The organism is Intestinimonas timonensis, from assembly GCF_900626145.1.
In the GTDB taxonomy this organism is placed as follows: Bacteria; Bacillota; Clostridia; order Oscillospirales; family Oscillospiraceae; genus Intestinimonas; species Intestinimonas aquisgranensis.
This window is the reverse complement of record NZ_LR130817.1, coordinates 660,825-679,809: the sequence shown is the minus strand read 5'-3', so window position 1 is coordinate 679,809 and position 18,985 is coordinate 660,825. Positions and strand designations below refer to the sequence as shown.

Genomic DNA, 18,985 nt, shown 5'->3' with positions numbered 1-18,985 from the left:
ACATTCCCCTCCATTCTTTTTTCGGGAGGTCTTTTTATGGCGTACCGGCCTCTGGCGGACGAGATCCGCCCCACCAGCCTGGACGAGGTGGTGGGCCAGCGGCACATCCTGGGCCCGGACGGGCTGCTGCGGCGCATCATCGAGAGCGGAAACATCCCCAACCTGGTCTTTTACGGTCCCTCCGGCACCGGCAAAACCACCGTGGCCAATCTCATCGCCGCCCGGACCAACCGGGCCCTGCGGCGGATCAACGCCACCACCGGCTCCCTCTCCGATGTGAAGGACGTACTGGCCGACGTGGGCACCATGCTGGCCCCCAACGGCATCCTCCTCTATCTGGATGAGATCCAGTACTTTAACAAAAAGCAGCAGCAGTCCCTGCTGGAAGTCATCGAGAAGGGGGACGTCACCCTCATCGCCTCCACCACAGAAAACCCCTACTTCTATGTCTACAACGCCGTGCTCAGTCGGTCCACCGTCTTTGAGTTCAAGCCGGTGGAGCCCGCCGACGTCCTTCCCGCTATCGACCGGGGCATGGCCATCATGGCCGATCGGCTGGGGGCGGAGCTCTCCTGCGAGGACGGCGTGCGGGAGGTCATCGCCTCGGCCTGCGGCGGCGATGTACGCAAGGCCATGAATGCGGTGGAACTCCTTATGAACACCGCCCGCCGGGAAAATGGGGGACTGCGGGTGACCCTGGCCGACGCCCAGGTGGTGGCCCAGCGCTCCGCCATGCGGTACGACCGGGAGGGCGACGACCACTATGATATTCTCTCCGCTCTTCAGAAGTCCATCCGCGGCTCCGACCCGGACGCCGCCTGCCACTACCTGGCCCGGCTGCTGGAGGCCGGGGACCTGATCTCCGCCTGCCGCCGGCTCATGGTCATCGCCTGTGAGGACGTGGGACTGGCCTATCCCCAGATCATCCCCATCGTCAAGGCCTGCGTGGACGCCGCCAACATGCTGGGCCTTCCCGAGGCCCGCATCCCCCTTGGGGACGCGGCGGTACTCATGGCCACCAGCCCCAAGTCCAACTCCGCCCACATCGCCTTTGACGCCGCCCTGGCAGACGTGCGCGCGGGCAAGACCGGAGACTACCCCCGGCATCTCCAGAACAAGCACGCCGACTCCGCCGGCATGGAGCGGGAGCAGGGCTATCTCTACCCCCACGACTTCCCCCACCACTGGGTGCGGCAGCAGTACCTCCCCGACAGTCTTCTGGGCACCCGGTACTACACCTACGCCGAGAACAAGGCGGAACAGGCGGCCAAACGCTACTGGGAAGAGATCAAGGGGCCTGACTTTTAAACGGAACAGGAAGACCCGCGGTGTAAGCCGCGGGTCTCAGGTTGTCGAAAAAGGGCATATACGTCAGATTTTGTGCAAGAGCCTCGCAGAGTTCCGTCGTCCGCAGACGACGGAATCAAGTACAGTCTGTTTTTTCCGGGGACATGTGCCTCGGAAAAAACACTGCTCAGGCCGCAAACGTGCGAGCGAAGCGAGTACGATGCAGCGGCCTGCATCTTTTCGAAAAAATGCCTGCATTTTTGAGAGAGCCTGTCGACTTTGTCGACAGGCTCAGACCCGCGGTGTAAGCCGCGGGTCTTCCTGTTTCACCGTTGATCGATCCAGGTCTGGACACCGTTCACCAGCTGGCTCAGGTGCCAGCCATCCAGAAGGCGGTGATTGAGCTGCACCGCGTAGGGCAGCAGGAGTCTCCCTTCCCGCTTTTCAAACTTTCCCCAGGCCACTCTGGGAATGGAGTCATCCGGGTTGATGTCCATCTCGTTGGTAAGACTGGTAAAGCTCATCCATGGCAGGCAGGAAATATAAACCAGATCGTCTCTGGCCTCCGATTCCGCCGGTGGGAAGGGCGACTTCTGGACCGCTTCATACCGGACACACCGGTCGCAAAACTCCTCCAGGCTGCCGCCGAAGGGCACCGTCACAATCTTCAGCAGATGGGTGTTCCCATCCATGACCACAAAACTGGGGTCCAGATGGTCGTGCTTCACCACCTGCCCACCCCGGATTTTATAGAGGTAATCGGGCAGGCCGTTCATCACTGTCATGGTGGCATAGATGAGACTGTAATAAAAGGAGTATTTCCGTTCCTTGACCCATGGATAGAACTCGGTCACATCCAGGGTGCTGGTTACATTATAAAATGGAAAAGAAAGCCCGGAAAAGAATTGGAAATGTTCTTTGCGGGTCCAGGTTTCCAGGTCTATCAGCTCCATGTCACTTCGTCCCCTTCTGGAAAAAGTCGCACCAGGGCCGCAGGGTACAGTTCTGGCAGTCCGGCTTCCGCGCCGTACACACCGCCCGCCCATGGAGCACCAGCCGATGGCAAAAGTCGTTGGACTCCTCCGGCGGCAGAATCTTCCGGAGCTGCGTCTCCACCTTGGCCGGGTCCTTAGTGCCGTCGGTGAGCCCAAGCTTGCCGGAAATGCGGATGCAGTGCGTGTCCGCCACCACCACGCCGGGAACGTGATAGACGTCTCCCAAAATAAGATTGGCCGTCTTGCGGCCCACGCCCGGCAGCTTCAGCAGGTCCTCCATGTTGTCAGGCACCTTGCCGCCGAATTGCTCCAGCATCATTTGGGAAGCGGCCACAATATCACGGGCCTTGGCCCGGAAAAAGCCGGTGGAGTGGATGTACTCCTCCACCTCGGAGACGTCGGCCTGGGCCAATGACTCCAGGGTTGGGAACCGTGCGAAGAGGGCCGGAGTCACCATATTGACCCGCTCGTCGGTGCATTGGGCCGCCAACCGGACAGAAAACAGCAATTCATAAGGCTTAGGATAGTTGAGGGAGCAGATTCCCTCCGGATAAAGGACCTTGAGCTCCTCCACAATGGCTCTGGCCCGCTCTTTTTTTGTCATGTCGGCCATTCCTTTCCATGCCGTACTGCCGGCGGCAAGCCGCCGGTCTCTGTTATCATACCATAAAGAAAGGCAATATGCGACTGTGTTTTTCCAAGAATGACAGTTGTATTTCTCCGAAGGTTCCGGTATAATATTTTCATGTCACTTTGACACACTACTTACTTGATGAGAGGTGCGACGGCAATGGTACAAGAAATGATCGACTTCCTCACCGCCAGCGACCCGGAAGTGGGCGCCACTGTGGCGGCCGAGCTGGCCCGGCAGCGGCGGAACATTGAGCTCATCGCCTCTGAGAACATCGTCAGCGAGGCGGTGCTGGTGGCCATGGGCACGGTGCTCACCAACAAGTACGCCGAGGGCTATCCCGGCAAGCGCTACTACGGCGGCTGCCAGGAGGTGGACGTCACCGAAAACATCGCCCGGGACCGGGCTTGCAAGCTCTTCGGCGCCGACCATGCCAACGTCCAGCCCCACTCCGGCGCCCAGGCCAATTACGCGGTTTATCAGGCTCTGTGCGAGCACGGCGACACCGTGCTTGGTATGGATCTGGGCAACGGCGGCCACCTCACCCACGGTTCTCCCGTAAACTTCTCCGGTAAGAACTATCATATGATTTCCTATGGTCTCAACGACAAGGGCTACATCGACTATGACCAGGTGCGCGACCTTGCCCGGCAGCATAAACCCAAGATGATCATTGCCGGCGCCTCCGCCTACCCCCGAATCATCGACTTCAAGGCCTTTGCCGACATCGCCCACGAGGTGGGCGCCTACCTGTTCGTGGACATGGCCCACATCGCCGGCCTGGTTGCCGCCGGGCTCCACCCCTCCCCTGTCCCTTACGCCGATGTGGTCACCACCACCACCCACAAGACCCTCCGCGGTCCCCGTGGCGGCATGATCCTCTGCAAGGAGGAGCTGGCCAAGAAGATCGACTCCGCCATCTTCCCCGGCTCTCAGGGCGGTCCTCTCCTCCACATCATCGCGGCTAAGGCAGTGGCCTTCGGTGAAGCCCTCAAGCCCGAATTCAAAGACTATCAGGGCCGCATCGTCAAAAACGCCGCCGTGCTGGCTCAGTCCCTCACCGACGCCGGCTTCGACCTGGTCTCCGGCGGCACCGACAACCACCTGATGCTGGTGGATCTGCGCAAGGCCCACATCACCGGCAAGGAACTGGAAAAGCGGCTGGACGAGGTCCACATCACCGTCAACAAGAACGCCATCCCCAACGATCCCGAGAAGCCCTTTGTCACCAGCGGCATCCGGGTGGGCACCCCCGCTGTCACCACCCGCGGCTTCGGTGAGGAAGAGATGAAGGTCATCGGCTCCCTCATCTGGCAGGCCGCCACCGATTTTGACGCCAAGGCCGACTCCATCCGGGAGACGGTGGCCGCTATGTGCGCCAAATATCCCCTCTATCAGTGAGCCTGATGGAATCAGCAAGCGAGGAGTCTGTCCACAATGGTCAGGCTCCTCGCTTTGTATGATTTTGGAAATGTCCCTTGACCTTTCTCTAAAATCTGATATATTGGAACTAAAATATGTTGGTCGGCATAGTCAACAAGGCGCTGTTTTGCCGCATCAGACAGGAAAGCTGGAATAGGACCCATGGAAGCAGATTTGCAAAATGAGCTGGGGCTCTATCGCACCTTATGGAGTTTTTTGGGAAATGCTGCGGAAGGATACTATTTTTTTGCAGATCTGGTCACTGGCCGGATCTGTTTTTCCGGGTTTCTCGGTGATCTTTACGACATTTCTCAGGATGCGCACGGCTGCTGTTCCATCGAGGATTGGATAAAAATTGTATATGCCCCCGACGTTCCCAAGCTCAAAGAGTTCTTCCGCCTGACAAAGGAAGACCTTCTTCTTACCCACGATCTCCAATACCGTTTGACGCGCAAAAATGGGGATGTAGTCTGGGTCACCAGCCGCAGCAACTGCAAGCTGGATGAATTTGGGCATTCACGTTGGATTGCCGGTCACATCTCCGGCAACAAAAATGGTCGGCAGATCGATTACTACGCCGGCTCCTTCCATATGGAGGGTCTTAAGGAAGAAATCAGCCTGACATTGTCTTCCGGAGCAGATGGTTTCTTACTTGTTGTCGGCGTCGACGATCTCAAGTCCATCAACCTCAAGCAGGGACGCTATGCCGGTGATGCTGTCCTTAAAAATGTAGCAGAGGCTTTGGAAGACGTTACATATGGGACGCGACCGCTTTATCGGGTCAATGGAGATTGTTTTGTCGTTCTGCTTCCTTACCGCAACCGCGACGACGTCTCCTCTGTTTTTTCTCAAATGCAGAAGCGCATGGATGGTCAGTGTACTCTGTCAGGCGGTTGTGTAGCTTTTCGGGAATATCCGGTCACCGATCCGACCGCCCTTTACCAATATGCGGAAAGTGCTCTGGACTACGCAAAGGTTCATGGAAAAAACAGGCTTTGGTTTTTCTCCGCTGAGGACTACGAACGTCAGATCGTCACTCTGGAGCTGAAAGAGGACCTGGAGTGGAGTATTCAGTCCGGTTTTTCCGGGTTTTCCCTCGTTTATCAGCCGCAGGTCCGCTCCCTCTTTTATTCGCTCTATGGTGCGGAATGCCTGCTGCGATATACCTCCCCCCGGCGTGGTCCCGTGTCTCCCACAGAATTTGTCCCCATTCTGGAGCAGACCAAGCTCATCTGCCCCATCGGGCTGTGGGTACTGGAAACTGCGTTGACGCAGTGCAGGCACTGGCGTAAAAAGATTCCAGACTTCCATATCAGTATAAATATGTCCTATACACAGCTGCTGGAGAACTCCATCGTCTCTGACGTGCTTCAGGTACTGAAACGCAGCGGCCTGCCTGGAAATGCTCTGACCATCGAGCTCACCGAGAGCATGCAGCTCATGGACTATCCCCATATCAACTCCATCTTCCGCCAGTGGAAGGATCACGGCATCGAAATCTCTGTGGATGACTTCGGCACCGGATATTCCAGCCTCAGCCGCCTCAAGGAAATGGAGATTGACGAGATCAAGATCGACCGCTGTTTTGTCAACAACATCCAGCACAGCGCCTACAACTATCGGCTTTTAAGCAACATGCTGGAACTGGCCGACAGCTGCCAGATCCGTGTGTGCTGTGAGGGTATCGAGACCGAAGATGAACTGCACACACTGGAGGAGCTGCATCCGGATCTGCTGCAGGGTTTCCTGTTTGCCCGTCCCTGCACCGTGTCCGAGTTGGAAGCCCTCTACCTGGACCCGACCAGCACCGCCTTCAGCACCAGGACGGCAGCGGAACAAAATTATCGGAAAGATCGTCCCTCCTTCAATCATCCGCCCTTGATAGATGGAACTGAACAGGAGTTTTCAAATCTTGTCCTCGCCGCAGAAAATGACATTTTCTACGTCAGCGATATGGACACCTACGAGCTCTACTATTTAAATCCAGCGGGACAGCGTCTCTTCGGTATCCAGCACTACCAGGGCAGAAAATGCTACAAGGCCCTCCAGGGGCTGGACGCCCCCTGCCCATTCTGCACCAACGATAAACTCAATCAGGATTCCTTCTATATCTGGGAAAACGAAAACGAATACTGTGGCCGCCATTTCCTTCTGAAGGATAAAATCATCCCATATAAGGGAAAACGCCTGCGATTGGAGGTCGCCTCTGACATCACCAAGCGGGAGGTGGTGAGTCAGAGCACCCGAGAGCAATTGGAATTTGCGAAGCGAATTGTCGGCTACACCAAAACGCTTACAGAATTTTCCGATTTTAAAGAGGCCGTCGAGCAGGTATTGGCCGCGGTAGGAGAATTCTATCAGGCAGACCGTGCCTACCTCTTTGAGCCCTGTCCGGCGAAAGCAGGCTGCTGGAACAACACCTTTGAATGGTGTATGGAACATGTCACCCCGCAAATGGAGCATCTCCAGGGTATTCCGGAGAAGGTCCTGAAACGGTGGATAGCTCATTTTGATTTGGAGCAGTCCGTCATCATCTATAATCTGGATACCATCAAGGACACCAGCCCCGACGAGTGGGAAGTTCTCCATTTTCAGGATATCCAGCGACTCATCGCAGTTCCGCTGCGTGACGGGGATAAAACCATTGGCTTTATCGGTGTGGATAATCCCCGATATGCCATTCACGATGACACCCAAGTCCGGGTCCTCGCCAATTTCCTGGTCGACCGGATCCGCCGGGATCGCAACGAAGTCCGCTATCAGGCCATGCTTCGTTCCCAAAATTACGATATCATGGATGCCCTTAACGTCGGCCTGTGGATCATTCGAATTTCTCCCGACCGAAGCTACTGTGAGATGCTGGCCAACGACACCATGTTCCGGGTCCTCGGCGTCGAAAACATCCCTACCCCGGAAGAGTGCTACCAGTTCTGGTACACCAGGATCAACGAGGGCTACTACCACTACGTAGATGAATCTGTGGACCGTATGATCCAGACCTACCATACCATCCAGCTGGAGTACACATGGCGGCATCCCCAAAAGGGAGAGGTCCTGGTCCGCTGTACCGGGTTGCGTATGCCAGACGAGGACGGTATGATTTGTCTAAAAGGTTACCACCGCATCATCAGCGATATTGACCGTCCCCAATTTCTTCCGGAAATCTACGCAAGAGATATTTTTGAGTACAATGAGACCACTCACTCTATCTTTTTCCAGACCAAACGTTCCCTTATGATGGGGGATTCCACCCATCAGTCCGGCTTCCCGCAATGTTGGATTCAGGACGGCACCGTCCATCCGCACTTTGCCGATGAATTCCGTTCCTCCTTTTTCCGTCTCCGCATCAAAGACAAACGCAAACAGCTGGAGCTCCTGCTGCGCTCCAAGAGCGGAACCTATGAATGGTTCAAGCTCACCCTGCAGCACCTGAGCAAGGAACAGAAAGACCTGGACACCATCATCGTCATTGTAGAGCCCATTGGTTCCACCCGTGTTCTCGAGCTGGAATTCATGCGCGTCCACCGTTTTTATCAGGCCTTACTGTCTGACACCATCGCCTATGCCGAGGTGGATCTTGAGAGCGGTCAGCTCATGTCGGTGGGTGGAGTTTGGCGCCCGTACCATCAGGACTACCGCACTACCTCCCGCCACTTTATCAGCGTGCTTCAGGACAAGCTCGCGGCCTACCTTCCCAAAGAGCAATACTCCATTCTGGATAGCTACCTGGATGCATCCGCCTGGACCGAGCGTCTCTCTCAGGGCAGGACCAGTGATCGGCTGCGCTACCGCCGCCCGGTCTCCGGCGACCTGCACTGGGTAGAATTGAACATCTGTCTCTTCCAGGAGGAGACCACCAAGAATGTCTACGCCCTGCTCTACCTCAAAGACATCAACTCAGAGATAGAGCGTGAGGCGGCTCAGGAAGAGGCCGCCCGCCGGGACCCGCTGACCCATACCTATAATCGGGCCGCCTTCGAGCGGGTGGTCTCAGGCAGCATGACCAATTCTTGCAAAGATACCTGCGGCATCCTGATGCTCCTGGACATCGACAACTTCAAACGCATCAATGACCAGCATGGCCACCTGGAGGGAGACAAGGCCCTGAAGCTGGTGGCCAAAACCCTGCTCTCCACGTTCCGCCAGGAGGATACTGTGGGTCGGCTTGGCGGTGATGAGTTTCTGGTCTACATCCGGGGCGACATACCAAGGCCTATCGTAGAAAATCGTTTGAAAAAACTGCTGGACGATTTGCGCGCCATTCCGGAGAACTCCCTCACCAGCAGTATTGGCCTTACCTATGTACACAACGACAGCACCAGTTACTTGGACTACCTTCATCATGCGGATATTGCCCTCTACCACAGCAAGCACAGCGGAAAAGATTGTTTTTGCTTCTATGAAGATCTTGCCGCCAACATGGGGCCCGCTTGCTCCCCTTAACGTTCCCATGCAAAACATGTCTCACAGCAAAATGTGCCCGACCGCTTTTCGCGGTCGGGCACATTTTTATACCGTCGTTGTCAAGTCGTTAAGTATATGGATTGCCGTTTTTACAGATCCACGATGACGCCGGGGTTGAGAATGTTGTTGGGGTCAAAGGCACGCTTGATGTTGCGCATGATCTCCAGCACATGGGGGGTATACTGCAGCTCCATGTAAGGCTTCCGGGTCTTACCGGTACCGTGCTCGGCAGTAACGGTTCCGCCATACTTCAGAGCGGCCTTGTAGATGTCCCGGCGCATATCGTCGGCCCACTCGGGCACCTTGCCGTCCACCATCAGAATGAAATTGTGGAAGTTGCCGTCGGCCACGTGGCCAAAGCGCGGGCTGCGGGTGCCGTACTTCTCGGCAATGGCCTCGATATCCCGGAGCAGATCGCCGATATGGGCCACAGGGACAGCGGTGTCCAGGGAGTCCACGAACTCAGGCTTGAACACCTCATAGATGTCGGAGCGGATCTCCAGGATGTTGCGCTGCTCCTTCTCGTTTTCCGCAATGACGGAGCCCACAGCGCCGTTGTTCTCACAGATCTCGGCAATGGTGCCGGCAGTCGTATAGAGGGCGTCCTCAGTGGCTTCCTCCACCATGTAGATAAGGTCCACGCAGCCCTCGTCATTCATGGGCCAGGTCTTATTGATGCGCTTGGCGGTCTCCAGGGCAATATCGCGGTCCATATACTCCACGGCCAGGGGGATGATGCCCGCCTTCTGGACCTCGCCCACCGACTTGACGGCGGACTCGGTGTCCTTAAAGGAGCACACCAGGGCGCCGGTGTAATCCAGGCGGGGATAGAGCTTCAGGGTGGCCTCCAGCACCACGGCCAGGGTGCCCTCAGAGCCAACCAGCAGGTGCATCAGGTCATAGCCCATGTTGTTCTTCACCAGCTTGCCGCCGAACTGGACGATCTCGCCGTTGGGCAGGCAGACCTTCATGCCCTTGACGTAGCTGCGCATGATGCCGTGCTTTACAGCCCGGACACCGCCGGCGTTCTCGATGCACATGCCGCCCACCTGGGCACCCTCGTCACCGGGGTGGCAGGGGAAGTACAGAGCGTGGATATTCTCATTGAGGTACTCATTCAGCTTGGCCAGGGTAACACCGGTCTGGCAGGTGATCATCATGTTGGTCTCATCCACCTCCACGATGTCCTTGAAACGCTCCATGGACATGATAACGGAGGGAATGGTGGGAATGGCCGCGCCGCAGGCGCCGGTGCCGCCGCCACGGGGGATGATGGGGGTCTTGGTCTCATTGGCCCACTGGAGGATCTTGGAGACCTCCTCGTAAGTGCCGGGGCGGACCACCAGGCAATCCTCACAGGCCTTGGGACGGACAAACTCCTCCGTCTCGTCATAGAGATAGCCGGACACATCCTCCTTGGAATAGTAGACGTAATCCTTGCCGCAGATACCGATGAGCGCGTCGATAAATTCTTGTTTCATTGCTGTTTTACCCCTTTCTGTGTGGTGCGGTCAAGCCGCGTCCTGAGCGGATTCTTTCCCGAGGACCTTTTTCTTATAGATCTGCGTGATAATGGCGTTCACCACGCCGATGGCCATGATGACAGCCGCATAGATGAAGATGTTCTGATAGCCGGCATTGCCGTACTTATCCAGCCAGTAACCGAAGAGGACGAAGATAAAGAGGTCGGGGCAGTAGCCGATGGCACACACCACACCGGAGGTGGTACCGGCATACTTTCTGGGGATCTTCAGCTCCGAGGGAACGGCGAACATACAGCCGCGGGCCATATAGGTGAGCACGCCGGCACACAGTGTGAGCGCCGTGAGCACCGCCGCGCTGGTACCAACAGGCACGAGCATGAAGACAAGCACAATCACCACAGCCGCCGCCAGGGAGACACCAACTACCTTGGAAACCGAGTGGATCTTATCGCCCAGCCAGCCGCCCACAGGAGCGCCGATGAAGCGGGTACCGTACTGCCGGATGATGGCGATGGCGCCGGTTCCGGCCAGAGAGACACCCAGAACATTACTGAAATAGGGGGTGTAGTAGGAGAGGGTGCAGTACATGGTGTAGGTGGTGAAGACGGCGATACCAGACATCCAAGTTCTGGGGTTGAGTACGATGCTCACCCAATCCTCAATGGTCATCTTGGAGTTGATGTTGCTCTCGCCGCCGCTTTCAGGGGTAGGCTTGCCGGGATCGGGGACCAGAATGGCCAGGATGATCAGGGAGAGCGCACCCAGTACAGCGTAGCCGATGATGGCGGCCTTGAGGCCGTTGGTGCCGAAGGTATCGTTGGCGAACTTCGCAAACAGGAAAAGGGCAATGAAGTTCACGATAACGTTGGTAATACCGCAGAAGGACTCGGTAAAGCCGAAGATGGTGCCCTGCTGATTCTCGCTGCCCACCAGACGAACCAGCTTGGTATGAGCGGGGAAATAGAGGAACAGAGCAAAGAAGGCAAAGCCGGCCCAGATGATGAGGGCAAAGCTGTACGTCATATTGAGTATAAACAGGACGTTCAGCACACAGATGATACCTACTGACAGCAGGTAGATCTTCTTTGTGTTGAATTTATCGCTGAGCATACCACCAAACGGTGCCAACAGGTTGCCGATACCGAAGATGGTGATGAGGTATCCCAGCTGCTGCTGGGTACAGCCCAATGTAGCGACCAGTGAATCATAGAACACGTACTGGATAAAGGGGGTTGCGTAGACGATGGTATAGCCCAGGCCAAGGAAGAAGATAATGGTTAGTTGGCGTACACTCAGTTTGGCGCTTTGTTTTTCGGCGTGACTCATTAAAAACTCCTCACTCTCTGGACAGATGTCCTGATTTTATGGGTCAGCTACCTCCTGACCCCAGATATCTTTGCGTAAGAAGCCATTGGCGTCGAAAGCCATCTCCTCCGGACCGGAGACCAAAACGACGTCCTCTCTGTCTTTGATGTCCTGATACAGGTCAGCTGAAACCAGAATCTCAGACATATGCAGTGTGTTTTTGATGCGGGCTACTCTGGGATGATGGAAGTCTATCCCCACACAGGTGCGTATGGCGGTGCGTACAGCATCCCGATCCGTCTCTACAATAGATGGGGATTTGTCCTCTGCTGAGCATGGATGCAGCCACATTGTTGAGCCAGGTGGCGTGCCAATCGATCTCATTGAGGCACCTCCGAACCGTCAAGTCACATAAATTGATGCCGCAGCCATTGTGACAGGACGCTTCTGTGATACCGAGCACTACCAGCCTCTGCAGATCCAGGACTCCAGGGAAATCTCCCGAATCGTTCCGCCCCGTGATGTTGGGGTCCATGCCGCTGCCGCTGATGTCCTTTCCGATCTCATCTACGACCAGCACATCACAGCGATCAAATTTGAACCGGGGCAGCTGTGTCTTGGCGAAGGCCTGCAGCCGCGCATCCATCTCCAAAATGTCATCGCTCCCACAGGCCTCGATCCGGCAGATCCGGTCGTAGGCATTCTGGACTACGCCCACACCGAAAGCCACCTTCCCAGTCGCCATAAAAAGCTCCGTCACCTTTGGTATGTACTCCGGGAAACGATTTAAAGGCTTGGTGTGAAACATGGACGCGCCCTTTTCCTTGGCCAGACCGATGGCCACCATCTTACCCAGTCCGCTCTCATGTTTTCCGCGAAAATCAGTGTGAGGCTTGACTTTGTTGAACAGGATTACCCCGTCCGCCTCCCAGGCGTTCTTGTCGCAGTAGAGAGGCGTTCCGTCTTCCAGCGTTCCATACCGCACCGTCGCCATGCTTGAACACACCGGTACCCCCATGGTCTCTGCGGTAATCCCATACTCCTCCAGGATCTTTCGCTGACCCTCCGCCGTAGAACCGCCGTGGCTCCCCATGGCGGGGACGATAAAGGGCTCCGCCCCCCACGCCTTGCAGGTATCACAGATGGTACGGACCAGCTTGTCAAGGTCAGGAATGCCCCGGCTGCCCACCGTCAGTGCCAGCCGCTTGCCGCGCAGCCGCTCCCGGTGAGGGACCGAAGCTTCCAGCTTCCTGCGCAGATGCCCTGAGGCATCCAGAATCTGCTGGTCATCATACTTCTGCATGATCCGGTACATGGGTGGGATGGAAATCCGGTCCACTTCCTCAAGTTGGAGCTCCAGCTTTGGAAACTGAATCAACATCTCGCTGCTCACATCCTCCCCCTTTCCTGCCTCGATCGCGGATTAGTCTCTCAGCTCCGTGCGGCCAGGCAGGCCAGCGCGATAGAATTGAGCTTGATCTCCGGCGTATCCGCTCTGGACCCCAGGATCACCGGGTGGGTGGCGCCCAGCACGATGCCCGCCCAGCGGCACTTGCACAGATGAATCCAGGATTTGCCCATGATATTCCCCGCCTCCATGTTGGGGAAGATCACGATATCGGTCTCACCGGTGATCTTGCTGTCGATCTTCTTATGGGCCGCGGCGTGGGGATCGAAGGCCACGTCAAAGGCAATGGGCCCCTCGATGATGCAGGGCAGATCCGGCCCCAGGGCGCCGCTGGCCACATACTCCACCAGTCCGGCGGCATCCACCGTGGACTGAATCTTCGGGTCCACCATCTCATTGGCGGTCAATGCGGCCACCTTAGGGGTCTCCAGTCCGATGGACTTGGTGGCCAGAAGAATATTTTTCAAAATATCCTTTTTCTGCTCCAGATTAGGTGCCACGTTGATGCCGCTGTCGCTGCAGTAGACCAGCTTGTGGTAGCCGGGCGCCTCGTATACGGCCATCATGGAAAGCAGCCGTCCCGTACGCAGGCCGTGCTCCTTATTGAGAATCCCCCTCATGTAGATGCTGGTGTTCACCAGTCCCTTCATCAGAACCTGAGCCCCACCCTCGCGCACAGCCTTGACAGCGGTGGCAACCGCCTCTTCTTCCCCGTCGGCTGCCAGAATATCCAAGGGCTTGAGGCCGATCTCTTCACAGATGCTGCCTACCGCCTTGGGGTTTCCTACCAGCACCGGGCGCACAAATCCCAGATCCGAGGCCGTTTTGACCGCCTGGAGCAGCTCCTTGTCGGCAGCTGCGGCTACACTGACGGTAAAGGGCTCAATGGAACGCACTTTCTCAAGGACCTCATCAAAATTTTTCAGCATATCATGACTCCTCCACAACAGGGCCGCACCTCTTGTCCCAGCGGCAAGGTTTATTTACATACAGTACGCCATATCCAACGAAACAAAGTAAAATCGAAAGCAACGGATTGATATAGTGCAACAGGGCGAATTTCCAGTACTCAGCGGTGGACACGCCCAGGGTTGCCATGATAAACATGCTTGTGGTGGACCAGGGGACAAAGACCTGGGTCAAGGTGCCACCCTCCTCCAGCAGACGGGAGAGCATCTCAGGGCGCAGTCCACGCTCCTTAAAGGTCTCCCGGAACAGGTTGCCGTTGAGCACCAATGTGAGGTAAACCTCGCCCATGACCATGGTGCCTACGGTGGCCGACCCAATGACCAGCGGCACCATCATCTTGTCTGACTTGACTTTGGAGACCACCAGCCCTACGACTTTGTGCAAATATCCTACCCGCTCCATGACACCGCCGAAGGAGATGGCGATGCAGGCCAGCGAAAAGGTATACATCATGCTCTGGATTCCGCCCCGCTGGAGCAGGGTGTCCACCATCTCCACTCCGGTGGAGGCGGTGTAACCGTAGTTCAGGCCGGAAATGACATCCCGGACGCTGACCCCCTGCACCACCACAGCCAGAATGACCGCCAGCAGCGTGCCAATGGCCATACCCGGTATGGCGGGGAACTGCCGGATGTTGAGCACCAGCAGGACCACGACGGGCAGCAGAAGAATGGGGGAAATATGGAACGTTGTTCCAATCGTGTCGATAAAAGTATTGATGGTGCCGTAATCTATCTGCCCATCCTGATAGAAAAAGCCAACGATGGTAAAGATCACGAAGACAATAATATAGGCCGGCAGAGTGGTCATCCACATGCTGCTGATATGTCGCTGCAGGGTCGTCCCCGCCGCTGCCGGCGCCAGGTTGGTCGTATCAGAGATTGGGGACATCTTATCGCCGAAGGAGGCGCCGCACAGAATCATACCGGCGGTCAGTCCGGCCGGAATCCCCATTCCGGCTCCGATTCCCATCATAGCCAATCCCATGGTCCCCACTGTCCCCCAGGAGGTACCGATGGACATGGAGGTCAGGCTGCACAGCAGGAGGCCCACAGGGAGAAACATCTTGGGCGTGATGTAATGCAGCCCGTAATAGATCAGCGCCGGCACCGTTCCGGAGAAGATCCAGGCCGCAATGATGAGGCCAATAAAGATGAAGATGACCATGGCTGACATGGACTGGCCCAGTGTTTTCTTCATGCAATCCAGCAGATCATCAAAGCTGTATCCAAGCGGAACCGAGACGATGCAGGCAAAGGCCAAGGCCACCAGCATAACGATATGAATGTCCAGTTCAAAGATCACCAGTCCGAAGAGCATGATACCCATGGCGATCAGGAACACCGCAAGGGACATTCCTACGCTCGGTTCGCGCTTGGTACTACATTCGGGTTGAGACAAGATGGCCGCCCTCTTTCTCCATGTTATCCTTCCTTTCCCACCTGCTTCCTCACAGGAGGCAGACGACGGTTGGGAGCTATGCGCTCATTGATAGACCTTTGCTGTCTCCTCTCCGCGGAGCACCCGCAGAGCTCCCAGAGCCAGCGCCTCCATCTCAAACTCGCCAGCCACCACTTCCATGGGGGCCAGGAAGGCAGTCATACGTCCCACCTCGCGGACCACATAATCGGAGTGGGCAATGCCGCCGGTGAGCACAATACGGTCCACTTTTCCCTCGAAGGCGGCGGCGTAAGAGCAGATCTCCTTGGCAATGGCATAGACATAGGCCTCATAGACCAGCTTGGCCTTCTCATCGCCTTCGGCCATGCGGCGCTCCACCTCCTGGGCGTCCTTGGTGCCCAGATAATCGTACATGCCGCCCACCGAGCTGAGCTTTGCCACCATCTCCTCATGGGTGTATTTCCCAGAATAACATAGTTCTACTAGAGGATAGGTGGGGAGGCCGCCGCTTCTCTCGGGAGAGAAGGGACCATTGGTCCGGCCACCGCTGCCATCGATCATCTGGCCATGCTTGTGGGCCACGATGGAGTTGCCGGAGCCCAGATGGGCCACGATGAGGTCGCACTCCTCATAGGGCTTCCCCATCCGCTCGGCCGCCCACCGGGCCACCGCCTTGTGGTTGAGGGCGTGGAACCAGCTTGGCCGCTCCAGATCAGAGATACCGGAAATCCTGGCTATGGGCATGAGTTCATCCACAGAGACGGGGTCTACCACGAAAGAAGGAATCCCCAGCTCATCGCCAATCTCATTGGCCAGCACAGAGCCCAGATTGGAGGGATGTTCTCCATGTACCGCGTTGCGCATATCCTCCACCATACGGTCATTGACCGCGTAAGTGCCGCCCGGAATGGGTTCCATCAGGCCGCCCCGGCCAGCTACGGCTGAGAGTTCCTTCAGCTCGATGCCCTGCTCTGTGACCGCCCGCAGGATCAGCTCCTTCCGATAGCTGAATTGATCGAATACCTTGTGAAAGGGCTTCAGGTCCTCTGCCGTATGGGTGATATTGGCCTTGAAGAGCTGTTTGTCGTCCTCAAAAACCGCGATCTTCGTGGAAGTGCCGCCCGGATTGATGACCAGGATCTTCATATTCCGTCCCTCGCCTTTCTTTGTTGTTCCGTTTAATAGAACAACGTTCTGATATTGTCGGAAAGAAAGAAACGCGCGGCGCTTCTTCCCATTACGCTGTTGAGCATACCCCCATTCCCTGGAAAAGTCAAGCATGCTTTTTGTACAAAATCACAACGATTTTTTATACGTTCATAACATGTGTCCCATGTGGCGGAACAATAATTGGGTGTCAAAAGTTACTGGAAATTTCCCGTGCAATTCGCTTGACCGCTTCGACTCTCTCCTCAATATCGCCGGAGAGCATGCGGCTGGTGGGACCGGAAAGACTGATGGCTGCCACTGCCTCCCCCTTTTGGTTCAAGATAGGCGCACCAATACACGTCAGACCATATTCCAGCTCCTCGTGGTCCATGGCGTAGCCACGATCCCGAACCTTTGCCAGCTCCGACCGCAGTGCCGCCACTGTGGTGATGGTATGATCGGTGTGAGGACGCATCGGGTGGGTCTCATAGACACCAAGGTCAATGTCGGCGCCGTATGCCAACAGGCATTTGCCCACCGAAGAACAGTAGCACTCGCTGCTGGAGCCCACCGGCGGGTTGACGGTGAGGACCTGCCGGTCACTCTCCTCCTTCAGAATGATGACGCTGCGGTAGACGTCATCCGGATTCCGTTCCAGAATGGAGACGTTGACTACCTCGCAATAGGCGTCATAAAGCTTTTTTGCATAAGGCCGTACGATCTCCGGCAGTCCCATCCGGTTTTCTACGCCCTTCCCCAGGACAAACAAACGGTTCCCCAACCAGTATCTCTCCGTCTCCGGGTTTTTGCGGACGAAGCCCCGGTTCTCCAGTGTGACCAGTGTACGATAGACTGTACTCTTGTAGACCCCCAGGTCCGCCGCGATCTTGGTGATGCTGGTCTCCTTCCCCTCATGGTACAGATAAATCATGACCTCCAGAGCCCGATCTACCGACTGAATAATGTCAGACACACGACATTCCTCCCTAAACGCGCACAATTTTCAACCATAATTAAACTACACTTCCAAATCGGTGTCAAGCTGTTCCACACATCGAAACAATTTTGACATCTGCTAAATTTTCCTTCCGGGAGGTATTGACATGGGCATGCGGCGGGTGTATGCTCTAAATATCGGAACAAGGTTCTATTCTACGGAACAAAATGTGAATGGAGGGACCCAGATGAAGGTCGAAATCAACCGGGCGCGGTGCAAGGAATGCGGCCTTTGCATCCACAACTGTCCAAAAAAGTGCATCAGCAAGTCGACTGAGCTCAACGATGCCGGGTATTACCCTGTGCAGATTGACGACGAAGCCTGCATCGGCTGCGGCATCTGTTACACCGTGTGTCCCGACGGCGTGTTCCACGTCCTGGGCTGAGTGAGCGGAAAGGAGTATATACGACATGGCTGAAATGATGAAAGGCAACGAGGCCATCGCAGAGGCCGCCGTCCGGGCGGGCGCGCGCTTCTACGCTGGCTATCCCATCACCCCTTCCAGCGAGATCATGGAATATCTGTCCTGGCGCATGGCCGAGGTCGGCGGTTCCTTCGTCCAGGCTGAGAGCGAGCTGGCCGGCATCAACATGGTCATCGGCGCCTCCGCCTGCGGCGTGCGGGCCCTCACCGCCTCCTCTGGCCCGGGTATCTCCCTCAAGCAGGAGGGCATCTCCACCCTGTGTGACGAGGGTCTCCCCGCTGTGGTCATCACCCAGGTCCGCTACGGCAACGGTCTGGGCACCCTCTTTACCGCCCAGTGCGACTACAACCGTGAGACCCGCGGCGGCGGCCAGGGCGACTACCGCTGCATCGTCCTCTGCCCCTCCTCCGTGCAGGAGTTCGTGGACCTCATGGAGCCTGCCTATGAGCTCTCCGAGAAGTACCGCATCGTCGTGGTCATGATGGGCGAGGGCACGCTGGGCCAGATGATGGAGCCGGTCACCCTCCCCGATTTCGTGGAGACCAAGCGGACCCCCTGGGCCCTCACCGGCAAGTACGACTACAAGAAGATCGGCATCTTTGAGCGTGACTCCCGCAAGGAGGCCGTGGAGCTGCGTGAGAAGTATGCCGCCATTAAGGAGAACGAGCAGCGTTGGTTCGACGAAGGCGTCGAGGATGCCGATTACGTCTTCGTGGCCTACGGTGTTCCTGGCCGGGCCACTCTGGGCGCCATCCGTGAGCTGCGGGCCGAAGGCGAGAAGGTTGGCCTCATCCGTCCCATCACCGCCTGGCCCTTCCCGGAAAAGGCCTTTGCCAAGATCAACCCCGCCTGCAAGGGCGTCATCACTGTGGAGGAAAATGCCACCGGCCAACTGGTGGACGACGCCGCCCTCTACATCAAAAAGACCCACAAGGACCGCAACATTCCCGCCTACGCCCTTACATACGTGTATAACACGCCCCCCATCCGCAGCATCAAGGCCGATTATCACCGGATCAAGAACGGCGAAGTAAAGGAGGTCTATTGAT

15 protein-coding genes are annotated in these 18,985 nt (G+C 56.6%); 5 read left to right on the top strand and 10 right to left on the bottom strand.

Features of this window, described 5'->3' with window-relative positions:
• The first annotated feature begins 36 nt into the window (after window positions 1-36).
• Entirely contained in the window at window positions 37-1,308 is a 1,272-nt protein-coding gene (locus E0E29_RS09965) for a replication-associated recombination protein A (RefSeq protein WP_130849722.1), read from the top strand.
• Window positions 1,309-1,613: 305 nt separating this feature from the next.
• Here the strand turns inward: E0E29_RS09965 and E0E29_RS09960 are convergent, their stop codons facing one another.
• On the bottom strand, window positions 1,614-2,240 hold the full coding sequence (locus tag E0E29_RS09960) for a chloramphenicol acetyltransferase (protein ID WP_130849721.1): 627 nt from the start codon (window positions 2,238-2,240) through the stop codon (window positions 1,614-1,616).
• Window position 2,241: 1 nt separating this feature from the next.
• The gene (gene nth, locus E0E29_RS09955) at window positions 2,242-2,886 is read right to left on the bottom strand and encodes an endonuclease III (RefSeq protein ID WP_130849720.1); all 645 of its coding nucleotides are present in this window, start codon (window positions 2,884-2,886) and stop codon (window positions 2,242-2,244) included.
• Between the two features lie 186 nt (window positions 2,887-3,072).
• On the opposite strand from nth, the gene E0E29_RS09950 reads away from it, so the two are divergent.
• Entirely contained in the window at window positions 3,073-4,314 is a 1,242-nt protein-coding gene (locus tag E0E29_RS09950) for a serine hydroxymethyltransferase (RefSeq protein ID WP_130849719.1), read from the top strand.
• Window positions 4,315-4,539: 225 nt separating this feature from the next.
• Here E0E29_RS09950 and E0E29_RS18205 read toward each other — a convergent pair whose 3' ends face one another.
• The gene (locus E0E29_RS18205) at window positions 4,540-4,764 is read right to left on the bottom strand and encodes a hypothetical protein (RefSeq protein WP_165449867.1); all 225 of its coding nucleotides are present in this window, start codon (window positions 4,762-4,764) and stop codon (window positions 4,540-4,542) included.
• 15 nt (window positions 4,765-4,779) lie between these two features.
• Here E0E29_RS18205 and E0E29_RS09945 point away from each other — a divergent pair, with 15 nt between their 5' ends.
• On the top strand, window positions 4,780-8,778 hold the full coding sequence (locus tag E0E29_RS09945; RefSeq protein WP_165449866.1) for an EAL domain-containing protein: 3,999 nt from the start codon (window positions 4,780-4,782) through the stop codon (window positions 8,776-8,778).
• A gap of 110 nt (window positions 8,779-8,888) precedes the next feature.
• Here the strand turns inward: E0E29_RS09945 and E0E29_RS09940 are convergent, their stop codons facing one another.
• The 7 genes from E0E29_RS09940 to E0E29_RS09910 form a co-directional block, all read right to left on the bottom strand.
• The gene (locus tag E0E29_RS09940) at window positions 8,889-10,280 is read right to left on the bottom strand and encodes an FAD-binding oxidoreductase (RefSeq protein ID WP_130849717.1); all 1,392 of its coding nucleotides are present in this window, start codon (window positions 10,278-10,280) and stop codon (window positions 8,889-8,891) included.
• 30 nt (window positions 10,281-10,310) lie between these two features.
• On the bottom strand, window positions 10,311-11,609 hold the full coding sequence (locus E0E29_RS09935; RefSeq protein ID WP_130849716.1) for an MFS transporter: 1,299 nt from the start codon (window positions 11,607-11,609) through the stop codon (window positions 10,311-10,313).
• Window positions 11,610-11,787: 178 nt separating this feature from the next.
• Window positions 11,788-12,981, bottom strand: a complete 1,194-nt coding sequence (locus E0E29_RS09930) for a nickel pincer cofactor-dependent isomerase, group 22 (RefSeq protein WP_130849715.1) — start codon at window positions 12,979-12,981, stop codon at window positions 11,788-11,790.
• 38 nt (window positions 12,982-13,019) lie between these two features.
• Window positions 13,020-13,925 carry a phosphate acyltransferase gene (locus E0E29_RS09925; protein ID WP_130849714.1) on the bottom strand — a complete coding sequence of 302 codons (906 nt, stop codon included), beginning with the start codon at window positions 13,923-13,925 and terminating at the stop codon, window positions 13,020-13,022.
• A gap of 1 nt (window position 13,926) precedes the next feature.
• The gene (nhaC, locus tag E0E29_RS09920; protein ID WP_278045152.1) at window positions 13,927-15,366 is read right to left on the bottom strand and encodes a Na+/H+ antiporter NhaC; all 1,440 of its coding nucleotides are present in this window, start codon (window positions 15,364-15,366) and stop codon (window positions 13,927-13,929) included.
• Between the two features lie 84 nt (window positions 15,367-15,450).
• Entirely contained in the window at window positions 15,451-16,512 is a 1,062-nt protein-coding gene (buk, locus tag E0E29_RS09915) for a butyrate kinase (RefSeq protein ID WP_130849712.1), read from the bottom strand.
• Window positions 16,513-16,723: 211 nt separating this feature from the next.
• Window positions 16,724-17,488 (bottom strand): IclR family transcriptional regulator, encoded by a 765-nt coding sequence (locus E0E29_RS09910; RefSeq protein ID WP_130849711.1) that lies wholly within the window; start codon window positions 17,486-17,488, stop codon window positions 16,724-16,726.
• A gap of 211 nt (window positions 17,489-17,699) precedes the next feature.
• Here E0E29_RS09910 and E0E29_RS09905 point away from each other — a divergent pair, with 211 nt between their 5' ends.
• Complete coding sequence (locus tag E0E29_RS09905; protein ID WP_130849710.1) at window positions 17,700-17,897, top strand: 4Fe-4S dicluster domain-containing protein; 198 nt, start codon at window positions 17,700-17,702, stop codon at window positions 17,895-17,897.
• Between the two features lie 25 nt (window positions 17,898-17,922).
• Window positions 17,923-18,984: a 3-methyl-2-oxobutanoate dehydrogenase subunit beta gene (locus E0E29_RS09900; RefSeq protein WP_130849709.1), complete on the top strand. Its 1,062-nt coding sequence runs from the start codon at window positions 17,923-17,925 to the stop codon at window positions 18,982-18,984.
• Window position 18,985: the final 1 nt, after the last annotated feature.

Excerpts from the sequence above, each read along its gene's own strand:
- buk (WP_130849712.1), bottom strand. The coding sequence starts at position 16,512 with ATGAAGATCCTGGTCATCAATCCGGGCGGCACTTCCACGAAGATCGCG.
- E0E29_RS09900 (WP_130849709.1), top strand. The coding sequence starts at position 17,923 with ATGGCTGAAATGATGAAAGGCAACGAGGCCATCGCAGAGGCCGCCGTC.
- E0E29_RS09960 (WP_130849721.1), bottom strand. The coding sequence starts at position 2,240 with ATGGAGCTGATAGACCTGGAAACCTGGACCCGCAAAGAACATTTCCAA.
- E0E29_RS09940 (WP_130849717.1), bottom strand. The coding sequence starts at position 10,280 with ATGAAACAAGAATTTATCGACGCGCTCATCGGTATCTGCGGCAAGGAT.
- E0E29_RS09935 (WP_130849716.1), bottom strand. The coding sequence starts at position 11,609 with ATGAGTCACGCCGAAAAACAAAGCGCCAAACTGAGTGTACGCCAACTA.
- E0E29_RS09925 (WP_130849714.1), bottom strand. The coding sequence starts at position 13,925 with ATGCTGAAAAATTTTGATGAGGTCCTTGAGAAAGTGCGTTCCATTGAG.
- E0E29_RS09965 (WP_130849722.1), top strand. The coding sequence starts at position 37 with ATGGCGTACCGGCCTCTGGCGGACGAGATCCGCCCCACCAGCCTGGAC.
- nth (WP_130849720.1), bottom strand. The coding sequence starts at position 2,886 with ATGACAAAAAAAGAGCGGGCCAGAGCCATTGTGGAGGAGCTCAAGGTC.
- E0E29_RS09950 (WP_130849719.1), top strand. The coding sequence starts at position 3,073 with ATGGTACAAGAAATGATCGACTTCCTCACCGCCAGCGACCCGGAAGTG.
- E0E29_RS09905 (WP_130849710.1), top strand. The coding sequence starts at position 17,700 with ATGAAGGTCGAAATCAACCGGGCGCGGTGCAAGGAATGCGGCCTTTGC.